16 protein-coding genes are annotated in these 13,589 nt (G+C 67.6%); 6 read left to right on the top strand and 10 right to left on the bottom strand.

The genetic code is table 11. The annotated features are described in order from the left end of the window. Nucleotides 1–180 precede the first annotated feature (180 nt). Nucleotides 181–909 (top strand): DUF2306 domain-containing protein, encoded by a 729-nt coding sequence (locus A37U_RS0125345; RefSeq protein WP_040588750.1) that lies wholly within the window; start codon nt 181–183, stop codon nt 907–909. Here the strand turns inward: A37U_RS0125345 and A37U_RS0125340 are convergent. The 3 genes from A37U_RS0125340 to A37U_RS0125330 form a co-directional block, all read right to left on the bottom strand. Further along, nucleotides 872–2,527: an acetolactate synthase large subunit gene (locus A37U_RS0125340; protein WP_020499475.1), complete on the bottom strand. Its 1,656-nt coding sequence runs from the start codon at nt 2,525–2,527 to the stop codon at nt 872–874. The two genes, A37U_RS0125345 and A37U_RS0125340, sit on opposite strands and share 38 nt — an antisense overlap. Nucleotides 2,528–2,549: 22 nt before the next feature. Next, nucleotides 2,550–3,104 (bottom strand): MarR family winged helix-turn-helix transcriptional regulator, encoded by a 555-nt coding sequence (locus tag A37U_RS0125335; RefSeq protein ID WP_020499474.1) that lies wholly within the window; start codon nt 3,102–3,104, stop codon nt 2,550–2,552. 73 nt (nt 3,105–3,177) lie between these two features. After that, the gene (locus tag A37U_RS0125330) at nt 3,178–3,825 is read right to left on the bottom strand and encodes an HD domain-containing protein (RefSeq protein WP_026197588.1); all 648 of its coding nucleotides are present in this window, start codon (nt 3,823–3,825) and stop codon (nt 3,178–3,180) included. A gap of 213 nt (nt 3,826–4,038) precedes the next feature. On the opposite strand from A37U_RS0125330, the gene A37U_RS0125325 reads away from it, so the two are divergent. Further along, a complete protein-coding gene (locus A37U_RS0125325; RefSeq protein ID WP_026197587.1) occupies nt 4,039–4,596 on the top strand; it encodes a ferritin in 558 nt (185 codons plus the stop codon). A 296-nt stretch (nt 4,597–4,892) separates the two neighbouring features. Here the strand turns inward: A37U_RS0125325 and A37U_RS48550 are convergent, their stop codons facing one another. From A37U_RS48550 to A37U_RS0125295, 6 genes are all read right to left on the bottom strand, one after another. Next, nucleotides 4,893–5,351, bottom strand: coding sequence for a hypothetical protein (locus A37U_RS48550; protein ID WP_020499471.1), 459 nt, complete (start codon nt 5,349–5,351; stop codon nt 4,893–4,895). Further along, nucleotides 5,351–5,866 carry a SigE family RNA polymerase sigma factor gene (locus tag A37U_RS0125315; RefSeq protein ID WP_026197586.1) on the bottom strand — a complete coding sequence of 172 codons (516 nt, stop codon included), beginning with the start codon at nt 5,864–5,866 and terminating at the stop codon, nt 5,351–5,353. The genes A37U_RS48550 and A37U_RS0125315 overlap by 1 nt, the downstream gene beginning before the upstream one ends. 133 nt (nt 5,867–5,999) lie before the next feature. After that, entirely contained in the window at nt 6,000–6,353 is a 354-nt protein-coding gene (locus tag A37U_RS0125310; RefSeq protein WP_020499469.1) for a DUF952 domain-containing protein, read from the bottom strand. A gap of 4 nt (nt 6,354–6,357) precedes the next feature. Continuing rightward, nucleotides 6,358–7,296 (bottom strand): DUF5926 family protein, encoded by a 939-nt coding sequence (locus A37U_RS0125305; protein ID WP_020499468.1) that lies wholly within the window; start codon nt 7,294–7,296, stop codon nt 6,358–6,360. A 93-nt stretch (nt 7,297–7,389) separates the two neighbouring features. Beyond that, entirely contained in the window at nt 7,390–8,187 is a 798-nt protein-coding gene (locus tag A37U_RS0125300) for an SDR family NAD(P)-dependent oxidoreductase (protein WP_020499467.1), read from the bottom strand. After that, complete coding sequence (locus A37U_RS0125295; protein WP_020499466.1) at nt 8,184–8,606, bottom strand: VOC family protein; 423 nt, start codon at nt 8,604–8,606, stop codon at nt 8,184–8,186. Before A37U_RS0125295 ends, A37U_RS0125300 begins: the two co-directional genes overlap by 4 nt. 70 nt (nt 8,607–8,676) lie before the next feature. Here A37U_RS0125295 and A37U_RS0125290 point away from each other — a divergent pair, with 70 nt between their 5' ends. The 4 genes from A37U_RS0125290 to A37U_RS0125275 all read left to right on the top strand — a co-directional run bounded on the left by A37U_RS0125290 (nt 8,677) and on the right by A37U_RS0125275 (nt 13,223). After that, nucleotides 8,677–9,357, top strand: a complete 681-nt coding sequence (locus tag A37U_RS0125290) for a GntR family transcriptional regulator (RefSeq protein ID WP_020499465.1) — start codon at nt 8,677–8,679, stop codon at nt 9,355–9,357. 137 nt (nt 9,358–9,494) lie between these two features. After that, nucleotides 9,495–10,658: a phosphotransferase family protein gene (locus A37U_RS0125285; RefSeq protein WP_020499464.1), complete on the top strand. Its 1,164-nt coding sequence runs from the start codon at nt 9,495–9,497 to the stop codon at nt 10,656–10,658. Between the two features lie 13 nt (nt 10,659–10,671). Continuing rightward, the gene (locus A37U_RS0125280) at nt 10,672–11,790 is read left to right on the top strand and encodes an Rv3169 family protein (protein WP_020499463.1); all 1,119 of its coding nucleotides are present in this window, start codon (nt 10,672–10,674) and stop codon (nt 11,788–11,790) included. Beyond that, on the top strand, nt 11,787–13,223 hold the full coding sequence (locus A37U_RS0125275; protein ID WP_020499462.1) for an aldehyde dehydrogenase: 1,437 nt from the start codon (nt 11,787–11,789) through the stop codon (nt 13,221–13,223). Before A37U_RS0125280 ends, A37U_RS0125275 begins: the two co-directional genes overlap by 4 nt. Before the next feature lie 9 nt (nt 13,224–13,232). On the opposite strand, the gene A37U_RS0125270 is transcribed toward A37U_RS0125275, so the two are convergent. Then, a complete protein-coding gene (locus tag A37U_RS0125270) occupies nt 13,233–13,547 on the bottom strand; it encodes a hypothetical protein (protein WP_020499461.1) in 315 nt (104 codons plus the stop codon). Between the last annotated feature and the right edge of the window lie 42 nt (nt 13,548–13,589).

The raw sequence follows: 13,589 nt of genomic DNA, 5'->3' as shown, positions 1-13,589 counted from the left end.
CGCTGGACCGTTCACGAAAATCTGTGGACAACCGCGCGAGCTGTGGATAACCGCGCATACAACCGGCCCGCCGCGAACAGCCCACCGAACCGGGCTGACCCGAGGGTGGGGCTAACCATACCGGGCTTTCACCAGCGCACCGCATGGTTGACCGGGCACCGGAAAAATACGGTCGAAAACATGACTGTTACCGCGGAGCGTACGACCCCTGCCCGACCGAGTCCGGCCGGGCGGCAGCGCTGGTGGCGCAGGCCCTGGGTGGGCCCGCTGGGGCTGGCCGTCACGGCGTTCGTGCTGCTGTTCGTGACGCCCTATCTGACGTTCGACCCGGCGCAGTCCCGCGTGCCCTCGACTTTCCCGCTGCACTACCCGTTCCTGGTCGGGCATGTGCTGTTCGGCGCGGTCGCGATGGTGACCTGCTGTCTGCAGGTGTGGCCGCGGCTGCGCGTCGCCTACCCGAAGGTGCACCGCTGGTCGGGCCGCACCTATGTGGCCGCGGCGCTCCCGGCCGGGGTGCTCGCACTGATCGTCGGCGCGATGAGTCCGTTCGGCCCGATCACCGCGATCGGCGATGTGACCCAGGCGGTGCTGTGGCTCGGCACGACGACGGCCGGGTTCCTCTGCGCCCGGCGCCGGAACTTCGTGCAGCACCGGCGGTGGATGATCCGCAGCTTCGTGATGACGATGTCGATCATCGTCAACCGGGTCATCGGCGTGGTGGTCGGGATGGTGCTCGCCCCGCAGCTGAACACTACCTTCCACGGCGACGAGTTCGCGCTCGGCCAAGCGATCCCCGCCGCCACGATGGTGTTGACCATACTGTTCTCGCTCATCTCCGCGGAACTCTGGCTGGAACGTGACCAGCGCAAGCTCACAAGGTCGCGTCGAGGTGCCCGAGCCGCTCGGTGAGCCGCAGGTTCTCCCGGTAGTCCACCGGGCAGACGATGATCGAGACCCCCGGCTCGTCGAGCGTGGACCGCAGGGTCGGCAGGAGTTCCCCGGCGCTACCGATACGATGACCGGTGGCGCCGAAACTCGCCGCATAGGTGACGATATCCGGATTGGTGAACGCGACATTGCTGTGCTCGCCGGTTTCCATATCCATCTTCCACTCGATGAGCCCATACCCGTTGTCCTCCCAGACGAGCACCGTGAGCGGAATGTTCTCCCGGACCGCGGTCTCGATCTCCTGGGAGTGCATGAGAAACGCCCCGTCACCGACCGCGGCGAGGACCTTGGTTCCCGGCTGGGCCAGGTGGACGGCCAGTGCACCGGGCAGCGCGAACCCCATGGTGGAAAGCCCATTGGAGATCAGGCAGGTGTTCGGCGCGTAGGTCGGATAGAGCCGCGCCATCCACATCTTCAGCGCCCCGGTGTCGACGAGCACGACATCCGCACGCCCGAGCGCGGCCCTCGTGTCCGCCACAACCCGTTGCGGCGCAAGGGGAAACCGGTCGTCCTGCTCGCCGCGCGCCAGCTCCTCACGCAGCATGGTCGCCGCGGTGCTCGGCGCGGGCGGGTGCGCCCCATCGGCGAGCGCGGATCCCAGGGCATCGAGTGAGGCGCCGATGTCCCCGATGATCCCCACGTCGACGGAATAGTGCGCGTCCACCTCGGCGGGGAACCGGTGCACATGAATGATGGACTTGTCCCCGTCCGGGTTGATGCGCTTGGGATCGAACTCCTGCAGTTCGTACCCGACCGCGATGATCACATCCGCGGACTCGAAACCGAAATTCGCATAATCCCGGCGCATGAACCCGATGGTGCCGATCGCGTTCGGGTGGTCGTCGGCGATGACCCCTTTGCCGTGAAAGGTCGTCGCGACCGGAAGACCGAGGGTTTCGGCGAACTTCGTCAATTCGGCGCTCGCCCCGTTACGCGCGGCGCCATGCCCGGCGAGCACGATCGGGTTCTTGGCCGCGCGCAGCACCGCCACGGCCCGCTCGATCTGGTTCGGCGCGGGCGCCTCGGCGTGCACCACATTGCGCGGCAAGGGTTTCAGGTCCTCACCGGCCGGTTCGGCGTCCACATCCTCAGGAACCGCAACATAGACCGCACCCGGCCGTTCGGTCTCGGCGGTCTTGAACGCACGCCGGAACACCTCCGGGATCGCGTCCGCGCCCGGTACGCTTCCCGACCACTTGGTGATCGGCGCGAACATGCTGACCAGATCCACGAACTGGTGCGATTCCTTGTAGTTGCGGTCCTTGCCGACCTGCGCGGAGATCGCCACGAGCGGGGTGCTGTTCGTCATCGCGTCGGCGACCCCGAGCTGCAGATTGATCGCACCCGGCCCGAGAGTGGCCGATACCACACCCGCGCGCCCGGTGACCCTGCCATAGATCTCCGCCATGAACGAGGCCGCCTGCTCGTGCCTGGTGAGCACATAACGGATGGCCGAGCGATCGAGCGCGTTCGTCAACCGGATGTTCTCCTCACCGGGAATACCGAAGACGACCTCGACCCCCTCCCGTTCGAGGCAGCGGACGATCAACTCGGCGGCACTCGAGGATTCGTTGCGCATGCCTCCACAGTAGACCCGGCCCTCAGTTGCGGCCGCGCACGTCGAACTGGTCGCGGTTGGTGATCAGCTTGTTCAGCAACATCACCAGGATGCGCTGCTCCGCTTCGGTGAGCACATCGCACCACTCCACCTCGCGGGCGTTCTGCGCACGGAACACCTCGACCATTTCGGCGCGCCCGGCCTCGGTGATCGAGAACAGCACCGAGCGCCCGTCGTGCTCACCCTGGGCGCGGTCCAGCAGCCTCTCGGTGACCAGCGGCTTGGCCAGGTTCGAGACGGCCGCCCTGCTCATCCCGGTCAGCTCGGCGGCGTGCTTGGCCTCGAGCGGACCGGCGAGCCAGGTCACGAACAACAGCCGGAAGGCCGACCAGGACCGGCCCCGCGGACGGTGTACGGCGGACTCGAGGTCGTAGGTGACGATGTTGGACGCCCGGTTCAGGGTCAACAGCACCTCGGTGGCGAGCTGCCGGTGCTCGGGCCCGAACTCGGCACCGAGCCGCCGATTCGCCAGCTCCACGAACGACCAGAAATCGAGCCGCGCACCGGCCGGATCGGACTGTGCTTCGCCGGAGGTCATACGGTGCAGGGTAATGCGGCACGGCCGATCCGTCGCGGAACCCGCACCCTGCCCGCTCCGGAGCCCTCCTGGATCACGGATCCGCCGGCTCGGGGGCGAGCCAGCCCCGGCGCACGCTCTCGGCACAGATCTGTTCCCGTGCCTGCCCGAGAACGGCAGCGCCGTCCTCGATGGCGGCGGTGCGCCCCAGCACCTTGTCCACGCTCGCCCCGTGCGCCTCCCAGGTGCCGCCCTTGGCCATCCAGTTGAGCAGGATCGGCTGGAAGCGGTCCATCGCCTTGGCGAACCGCGCCTCCGCGGTCTCCCGCGCCTCGAACTCGTCCCACAGCGCGCGGATCGCGGCCCCCTGGTCCGCGGGCAGGATCGCGAACAGCTCGTCCGCCGCGGCGCGCTCCCGCTCCTGCTGTCCATCGTCGGCCATGTGCAGCGGCGTGTCCCCGGCGTAGATCTCGATGAGGTCGTGCACGATCACCAGCTGCACGGTGTGCCCGATATCGATCGGCTCGTTCGCGTATTCGGCGAGCAGCACCACCATCAGGCCGAGATGCCAGGAATGCTCGGCGTCGTTCTCCCGCCGAGCGGCGGCCGCGAGCGGGGACTGCCGCAGGACCGTTTTGAGTTTGTCGATCTCGATGATGAAGGCGAGCTGATCGCGAAGCCGTCCGCTGATCGCCTCGGGAAGCGGGTTCTGTTCCATCAACCGTGTCTGCACGGGACCCATCGTATTGCGCGAATAACCGGTTCGGAGATACGGTCAGGATAAGCTAACCAAGGGCGGGCCAATAAAGTTAGGCTATCCTTAATTCGGTAAGCCTTGACAAAATAAGGGTAGCCAAAACAAATTAATTCAAGCCTTTCCTTTCGTGACACAATCGAGTGATAAATGGTCGATTTCGGCACGACAAATTCAATGCCCTGGCGTACCGTTCTAACTATGACAGCACCGGCCCAATCAGTGACGCATGTTTCGAAGTTCCACCAGCTGCTCGACGCGCAGGTGCGCAATGAGATGACCGCCTCACAGCAGTACATCGCCGTCGCGGTGTGGTTCGACGACAAGGACCTCCCGCAGCTGGCGAAGCACTTCTACCGGCAGGCTCTCGAAGAGCGCAACCACGCGATGATGATCGTCCAGTACTTGCTCGACAAGGGCGACAAGCCGACGATCCAGGGCATCGACGAGGTGCGCAACGAATTCTCCACCGCGGACGAACTCGTCGCGCTCGCGCTCGAACAGGAAAAAGAAGTCACCACGGAAATCAACGCCCTCGTCCGCGCGGCCCGCGCGGAGGACGACTATCAGGGCGAGCAGTTCCTGCAGTGGTTCCTCGCCGAGCAGGTCGAGGAAGTCGCCTCGATGGACACCCTGCTGAACGTGATCAAGCGCGCGAACGGAAACCTGTTCGACGTGGAGAACTTCCTCGCCCGCGAGGCCGTCGGTGACGAGGGCTCCGACCCCTCGGCTCCCCGCGCCGCGGGTGGGTCCGTCTAGGTCCTGAAGAAGCCAGCGCCGAATAAGCTGGTCCCGACGAGCGAGTCCCGAACGACTGCTCGCGAACACCGATCGGCGGCGGGCCCCGCAAGGGGCCCGCCGCCGATGCACGTCCGGAATGCGTCTCGTGATGATCCCTGCTCCGGCCGCTCGCCCCGGCGTCATGCGGTGTCGACCGCCATGGTCTGCGCCCGTACTCGCCCGACACCGAGTTCGGTGAACCCCGTGGCCCAGGAGCACGTCCACCGGCAAGACACTTCCACTGCCACGGTCAGGCCATCCGGTTTGCCGGTCGTCTAGCCGCCTTCCGGAAGCGTGTCGAGGGGTAACGGCGTGGGAATCGGATTGGCGGTCCACGTCGTCTCTTCCGGCGAGGTCGGCGGAGTGGAGGGCTGCGTGGTGCGCGGCGGCGGCTGCGCTGTCTTGGTGAGCTCGGGACGGGTGGTCTTGGGCAGCCGGTGTGGCGCGGCGGGCCGGTGGGTCGAGCTCGGCGCCGGAGAACTCGAGCTGCTGGTGGGCGTGATGCTCATCGGCGCGGCGGGCGGGGCCTTGTGCGGTGCGCTGGATCCGGCGAGCGCGATCCCCGCGAACACCACACCGACCAGCGCGGCCCCGCCCGCGGCCGCCCCGGCGACCCCGCGCCGTTTCCGCCTGCGCGCGGCACCGGCGACGATCGCCTGCTCAGCACCCTCGCCGACCGGAAGGGTGAGCCGCTCGTCGGTGAACAGCCTGCGCAGCTCGTCATCGATCTCCACTACCGGTCACCTCCCGCCGCCTGGTCGAGCCGGGTGCGCAGGGTGTCCATCGCCTTGCTCGCCTGGCTCTTCACGGTTCCCCGGCTCACGCCGAGTGATTCCGCGATCTCCGCTTCGGACAATTCCTCGTAATAACGCAGAACGATGACCGCACGTTGCCTCGGCGGCAGTGCGCGTAATGCCTGCCACAACGGTTCGTTGTCGAAGGAATCGACCGGTTCCACCCGGGGCTGGTCCGGGATCTCGGCGACCAGATTCTCTTTGCGGGTACGCCGCCAGTGGCTGATGTGCGCGTTCGCCATGGAACGGCGTACATAGGCCAGCGGGTCCCCGGTCTTGTGCATCACGTGCGTCCACCGCGAGCCGACCTTCTCGAGCACGGTCTGCACCAGATCGGCCGCATCGTGCGGGTTTCCCGCGAGGGCGTGCCCATAACGCAGCAATCCGGGCAGGTTGACCCGGACGAACTCGCCGAAGTCCTCGGTGTGCTCACCGAGCGCGAGCCGGTCGCTCACCGTGCACCACCCCAGCCTCGCGCCCGCGACGCGCACGACGGGGATTGCTGCGACCACCGTCCGACTCCTGCCTCAGTGGCCGGTCGACCACCGTATGACACAGACACGCACTCCGGCCGCACGAGGTTGCCCTTTACCGGTGGGCCAAGGTCGGCGGCGGGCTGAACTCCCCATCGGAGCCGGGTAGGAACTCGTGCACCGCCACCACGGCCGCGGCCTCGATCGACCCGTAGACATGCGGAAACCACGGCCCGCCCGGGACCGGTGGATCGGCGGGCTCCCAGCGGACCGGTGCGCCGAGCGCGGCCGGATCGATCTCCAGCAACACCAGGTCGGTGCGGCCCCGGTAGAGCAGATTGGCCGGCAGATGCACGGTTCCCGGATCGGAACAGTGCGTGAACCCGACCTCGTCGAGCGAGGCCGCGCGCACCGCCCCGGCACGCTTGGCCTCCGCCCATTCCTCGGCGCCGCAGATATGCACGATCATTGGTTCACCGTAAGGTGATCTGCCTGCCGCGCAAGCCCTGCAACGCCCGCCGCTCGGCCGGGGTGAGCGGGTTCGACCCGATGTCCGCCAGTGCCTCGGTCAGCCGGGCGGCCAGTTCCGTGGCCGGCTGCTCCCATTCCCGGGAGTGCGGCTCGGGATCCAGGTCCCAGACGGGCACCAGCAGTCCGTGCGCGCGAAACGATCCCGCGAACCGGGAATCCTCGCCAAGGGTGAGTTCTCCGCGCGCGTGCAGCCGGGCCATCGCCGCGAGCAGTTCGTCCTCGCCCTCGCTGCGCACCCAGCGCAGGTGCGCCTTCTCGCCCGCGGCGACCCAGTACGCGCCGGTGAGTTCGCCGAGCCGTTCGGTCGGCATGATCGCCTCGTTCGCGCGCTCGATGGAGGCGGCGAGCTCACCCTGTGGGTCCGTGTCCTCGGGCAGCCACCAGGCGAAGTCCTCGTGCACCTGCGGGTGCACCGGGAAATCGGCCGGGATGAGGTCCTGCAGCCGCGTGGTGTCCGCCTCGGTCGCCTGCCCGACCGTGGCCAGCGAGTCACCCGGCTTGGCCTTGCTCACCCAGTCGATCGCCTTGGCCAGATCGCGCGAGAGGTCCCCGGAACGGGTCTGGGTCTGCATGCCGACGAGCGCGACATCGTCATTGCGCACGAACGCGGCGGCCGCGGCGGGTAGCACGGTGCCGAGCACCACCCTGCGCCCGTCGATCTCGGGCAGTTCCAGGGTCGCCGAGGGCACGAATTCGCGCAGTGCCACCAGTTCCGGCTCACCGGTGAGCCCTTCGAACGGGCGCGGCACGTGCACATCGACCGGCGCGCCACCCTGGGCGCCGTGGCACGCCTTATAGCGCTTGCCCGAACCACACGGGCAGGGCTGGCGCTTGGCTGGGCCGTCAGTGGTCGTGGTCGGCGCGGCGGTTCGTTTGGCCACGGCAGGCTCCATCTCACAGGCTCGACGAGGATTGGCTCTCGAGGGTAGTCGCCGCTGCCCACGCACAGTGCCGGTGGGGTCGGTGCACGCACGTCAGGTACGCAGATACGAGGCGCCGTTCACGTCGAGCACCGCGCCGGAGGACCACAGCGCGTCCGGGGAGGCGAGGTAGGTGACCGCGGCGGCGATCTCCGCGGGCTCGGCGATCCTGCCGAACGGACTCTGTGCCTTGATCCGTTCGCTGCCCGCGCTGTCCGCGCCGCCGTAGCGGTCGGCGAGCATTTCGGTGGCTACGAACCCCGGCGCCACCGAGGTGACCGAGATCCGGTGCGGTGCAAGGGAAACCGCAAGCGATTGGCCGAGCGCGTGCAGCGCGGCCTTGCTCGCGCCGTATGCGGGACTGTCCGGTTCGCCGCGAAACGCGCCCCGCGAGCCGATGTTCACGATCCAGCCGGGCGCGCCCCGCTCGATGAGTCCGCGCGCGACCAGATAGCTGAGGTTCGCCGCCGCGCACAGGTTCACCCCGAGCGTCGATTCCCACGCCGTGCGCCACTGCGAATAGGTACTGTCCGCGACCGGATGCGCGCGCATGATGCCCGCGTTGTTCACCAGCACGTCGATGCCGCCGAGGGCGCTGTCCGCCTCGCGCGCGATCCGCTCGGCCGATTCCGGGTCGCCGAGCTCCCCGCCGACGAGGGTGTGCCCGCTGCCTGCGAGCGCGGCCCTGGTCTGCTCCGCGTCCGTCCGCCTGCTGCCGTAGTGCACGGCGACCCGGTCACCGTTGCGGGCGAACGCCTCGGCCACGGCCCGGCCGATACCCCGTGAGGCGCCGGTGACGAGCACCCCGCGGTTCGTGCCGTTCGCATCGCTCGTGCCGTTCGTGCCGCTCATACCGCGAAGACCTGGGACTCGTCCTTGAAGGCCTTGAACTCCAGCGCATTGCCCGCCGGATCGCGCAGGAACATCGTCCACTGTTCGCCCGGTTCACCCGCGAAGCGCAGGTACGGCTCGATCACGAACTCGGTGCCCGCGCCGCGCAACCGGTCGGCGAGCGTGTGGAAGTCCGGAATGCTGAGCAGCAGCCCGAAATGCGGGACGGGTACCTCGTGCCCGTCGACCGGGTTGTGTCCCGCGGTGGCGGTACCGGTGCCGGTCACCCGATGGGTCACCAGCTGGTGTTCGTAGAAGTTCCAGTCCACCCAGGCGTCCGCGGACCGCCCCTGCTCGAGCCCGAGCACCGAACCGTAGAACTCGCGGGCCCGATCCAGATCGTCGACCGGGATGGCGAGGTGGAAACCAGGGCGGGTCATTGCGGACTCCTTCGCGATCGGGTGCCCGGTCAGCTTGCATGTCCGCATGTTCGAATGTCAACATCAGGACATGAGCCAGATACCCAAGGCGCGCCGACGCGGTCTCGCCGATGAGGTGGCCGAGCAGGTGCGCAGCGCCATCCTCGAAGGGCGATTCGAACCCGGTTCCGCGCTCCGCGAGGTCGAACTGGCAGCGGCGCTCGAGGTGAGCAGGGGAGCCGTGCGCGAGGGACTGGGGCTGCTCATCCGTGAGGGCCTGGTGCACAGCGGCTGGCATCGGGGCACCACGGTCATCGAGGTGACCGTGACCGATGTCGAGGAAGTCTACGCGGTCCGCGGCGCGCTAGAACGGCTCGCCGCGCTCACCGTCGCCACCCAGGCGAGCCCGAAAGAGCTCGACGAGCTCGACTACGTCGTGGACCGGATGGCCACCGCCGTCGCCGAGGAAGCGGACGCCGCCATCCTGTCCGCCCTGGACATCGAATTCCACGACACCCTCTACCGCATCGCGGGCAACAGCAGGCTCAGCACCGCGTGGCACGGCATCCGCGCGCAGGTCCAGCTCTTCCAGCTCACCCGCGCACGGCTCGGCTACGAGCACTACCGGGGCATCATCGCGGGCGAACACCGCGAGCTCATCGGCCTACTGCGCGCCAGGAACACCAAGGATCTGAACCGCTTCGCCGAGGAACACGTCCAGTCCGCCTGCCGACTGCTCACCGCCCAGCTCGCGGCCGGCCCACCGGCCTGACCACCGTTCAGGGGTTCCACGCCAGGCACCTTGATGGTAGAACTTGTTCTACAAAACAAGTCACATCAGCAGGCAGGTTCATTGGCCACGATGCGAACCTGTTTCATAAACTTCGGTGACCGGGTGGTGGTGTCCTGATGTCCGAACATGCGGAGCTCGCCCGACCTTCCTCTTCCCGGCCGGACGTCGGCGAACTCACCGGTTCACTGACCACCTGGCTCGCGGCGAAGCTTCCGCCGGACGCACACCCGGTCATCGAAGATGTCGGCGTTCCGGCCTCGGCTGGCATGTCGAGCGAAACTGTACTGTTCACGGCGCGCTGGGGAGCGGATCGGGAACCCGCCGAACTGGTCGCGCGGGTTGCCCCGGTCGTGGATGCGGTGCCGGTGTTTCCCCGCTACGCGATGGGCGAGCAGTTCCACACGATGCGGCTGGTGCGTGCCCATTCCGATGTTCCCGTTCCCGAGGTGCTGTGGCTCGAGGAGGACCCGGGAGTGCTCGGCGCGCCGTTCTTCGTGATGCGCCGCGCGTACGGCGAGGTGCCACCCGATGTGATGCCGTACAACTTCGAGTCCTGGGTGACCGAGGCGAGCGCGGAACAACAGGCGAGCCTGGCCACGAACACCGTGGACATCCTCGCCGCACTGCACGGCATCCACGATCCGCTCGGCCGGTTCGCCTTCCTGAATGAATCGAGCCTCAGCGGACCCGGTCCGGGCGGAGAAACCCGTGGCGTGCCGGGGAAATCGCTGCTCGCCGCGCACATCGATGCGCAGCGTGCCTATCATCGCTGGATCGCCGAACGCGGACCGGACGCGCCGATCATCGGCCGCCTGTTCGACCGGCTCACCCGGCTCTGGCCCGAACAGCCGAGTGATCCGGTGCTGTGCTGGGGTGACGCCCGGATCGGGAACGTCATGTACCACGATTTCCGGCCGGTGGCGGTACTCGACTGGGAAATGACCGCACTCGCGCCACCGGAACTGGACCTGGGCTGGCTGATCTTCTTCCACCGCTGGTTCGAGGACCTCGCCAGGGCCGCCGGACTGGCCGGTCTTCCCGGACTGTTCACCATCGACCGGGTTTGCGCGCGGTACCGGGACATGACCGGACACGAACCGCGGGATCTCGAGTTCTACCTGTGCTATGCGGCGCTGCGGAACGCGCTCATCATGTTGCGGATCCAGCACCGGGCCATCCACTTCGGCCAGGCCGAGGCTCCGCGGGATCCCGATGACCTGCTGATGAACCGGCCCGCGCTGGAAAAGATGCTCGAGGGAAGTTATTGGCTCGACAACTAGAAAGGCTGGTGTGATGCTCTCCCCGCTCGACGATTATCCACTGCACCAGATCGCCGAAGTGGCAAGACATGTCGGTACATCCGATCGCAATTTCTATGACCGTTACTACTTCAACTGCCATCGCGGTGCCGAAGACCCTTTTCTGATCCTCGGCCACGGGCAGTACCCCAATCTCGGAGTCACCGACGCCTTCGCGGTGGTGCGGCACGCGGATGAGCACATCGTGGTCCGGGCCTCGAAAGCGCTCGGCGCCGATCGCATGGACACCTCGGTCGGGCCGTTCCGCATCGAGGTCCGCGAAGGCCTGCGCACCCTGCGAGTCGTGCTCGAACCCGGCGAACACGACCTCGCGTTCGACCTCACCTTCGAGGCCGATCTCCCGGCACACCTGGAATCCCGGCAGTTCCAGCGGCAACTCGAGCGCGTGGTCATCGACACCCAGCGGTTCGCACAGACCGGGAACTGGAGCGGGGAACTCCAGGTGCAGGGCACCGAATACCGCATCGAACCCGGGCAGTGGTCCGGAAACCGGGACCGTTCCTGGGGAGTCCGCCCGGTCGGCGAGGCTGAGCCACCGGGTCGGCGCGCGGACACCCCGCACGGTGGATTCTTCTGGATCTACACGGTGATGCGGTTCGCCGAGTTCGCGATCGTGACCATCATCCAGGAGGACAGCGAGGGACGGCGCACCGTCGAGGACGCGACGCGCATTCCCGCCGACGGCAGCGAACCGGTCTGGCTCGGCCGCCCCGAACACCAGCTGACGTTCGCCCCGGGCAGCCGGGACATCACCGAGGCGAAACTGGTCTTCCACCGCCCATCGGGTCCCGAACTCACCGTGGTCTGCACCCCCTTGCTCGCCAACTACATCGGCGTCGGCACCGGCTACGGCCTGGAACCCGACTGGCGGCACGGGATGTGGCAGGGCGAGCTCGCGGTGCAGGGTTTGCGGCGCAGCGTCCGCGAAATCGATGTGGTGACCAGGGCACTGTGCCCTGCCGACATTCTCGCCCGGTTCCAGCTGCGCGGGCCGGGAATCGAGGAAACCGGGACCGGGATGTTCGAACTCGGCATCATCGGCCGAAACGTTCGCTATGGATTCAACGGATTCGACGATATGGCAGCGCAATGACTGAATACGAGAAACTGATCATCGGTGGCCGCTGGGAAACCCCGGCGAACGGCGAACGTCTGCACATCACCTCACCGGCCACCCTGGAACCGTCCGGTTCGTGCCCCGCGGCGAACAAAGCCGATGTGGACCGGGCGGTCGCGGTCGCCCGCGAAGCACTGGAATCCGGACCCTGGCCGAAAACCGCGCCCGAGGACCGTGCCGCCGTACTCGCCGAACTGCGCAGGCTGCTCACCGAACGGGCCGCCGAATTCACCGCGCTGATCTCCGCGGAAACCGGTGCACCGCACGGCGTGATCAGCACGATGCAGCACCTGCCATCGGATTCGGTGCTCGAGTACTACAGCGGCGCGGCCGGAGAATTCGACTGGGAAAGCGAACGGACCGGCCGGTTCGGCCGCACCCTGGTGCGCCGCGAACCGGTCGGCGTGGTCGCGGCGATCACCGCATGGAACGTGCCGCTGTTCCTCGCGATCAACAAACTCGCCCCGGCACTGCTCGCCGGATGCCCGGTGATCCTGAAACCCGCCCCGGAAACCCCGCTCGACGCGCTCGCCCTCGGCGCACTGTGTGCCGAAGCGGGGCTCCCCGAAGGCGTGCTTTCCGTACTGCCCGCCGCCACCGAAGCCAGTGCTTACCTCGCCGCGCATCCCGGGGTGGACAAGGTCAGCTTCACCGGATCCACCGCCGTCGGCAAGGAAATCGCGCGCGGCTGCGCGGACCGGATGGCCAGGGTCAGCCTCGAACTCGGCGGGAAATCGGCCGCGATCGTGCTCGAGGACGCCGACATCCCGTCGATCGCCCCGATGATCGCGTTCTCCGGGCTGATGAATTCCGGGCAGGCCTGCGTCGCGCAGAGCCGGATCCTCGCGCCCCGATCCCGCCGCGCGGAGCTCGTGGAGGCGCTCGCCGCGGCCGCGAACGCCATGGCGATCGGGGACCCGGAGGATCCGGGCACCCAGCTCGGCCCGCTGATCTCCGAACGACAGCGCGAACGCGTCGAGTCCTACCTCGCCGCCGGTCGCGCCGAAGGAGCCCGGCTGGTCACCGGTGGAAACCGGCCCGAACGCCCCGGGTGGTACCTCGAGCCCGCCGTGTTCGACGAGGCGGACAACGCCATGCGGATCGCCAGGGAGGAGATCTTCGGCCCGGTGCTCACCGTGCTCGACTACGAAACCGAAACCGAGGCGGTCGCCATCGCCAATGATTCCGATTATGGCCTCGCCGGATCCGTGTGGACGAACGATGTCGAGCACGGGGTGGACATCGCCCGCGCCGTGCGCACCGGCACCTACGGCATCAACTGGTACGCCTTCGATTCCTGCGCACCGTTCGGCGGCTACAAACAGTCCGGAATCGGCAGGGAGGGCGGACCGGAAGGACTCGCCGCGTTCTGCGAATCCAAGTCGATCCTCATGCCACCGGGCTCATGAACAGCGGGCTCATGAACAGCGGGCCAGCAGCTCGTTGACGATCAGCTCGACATTCCGGCGATTGCGGCCGTAATCGATGAACTGCGTGCGCAGCATGCACTGGCTGGTGATCAACAGCTGCGATCCCCCGCTCACCGGCCGGATGTGGACGCTGACGTTCTCTCCCCAGCTCGCCATGCCGGTCCCCGTCCTGGCGTGCACCGCACCCGGTTCGCCCCAGCTGCTCCGAACCCTGGGCAGTCCGCCGAGTACCTGATAGGCGAGCTGACCGAGCTGCTCGGCCGCGATCGGGAGCGCCAGCTGCTGCTCATATTTCCGTCCCACGGCAGATGACCATAACCCCTCAAGCGGTGCCGCGCAGGCTGT

Source organism: Sciscionella marina DSM 45152 (assembly GCF_000379465.1).
GTDB classification, from domain to species: Bacteria; Actinomycetota; Actinomycetes; order Mycobacteriales; family Pseudonocardiaceae; genus Sciscionella; species Sciscionella marina.
Note: the sequence above shows the minus strand (reverse complement) of the source record. Positions and strands in the feature narration are given on the sequence as shown.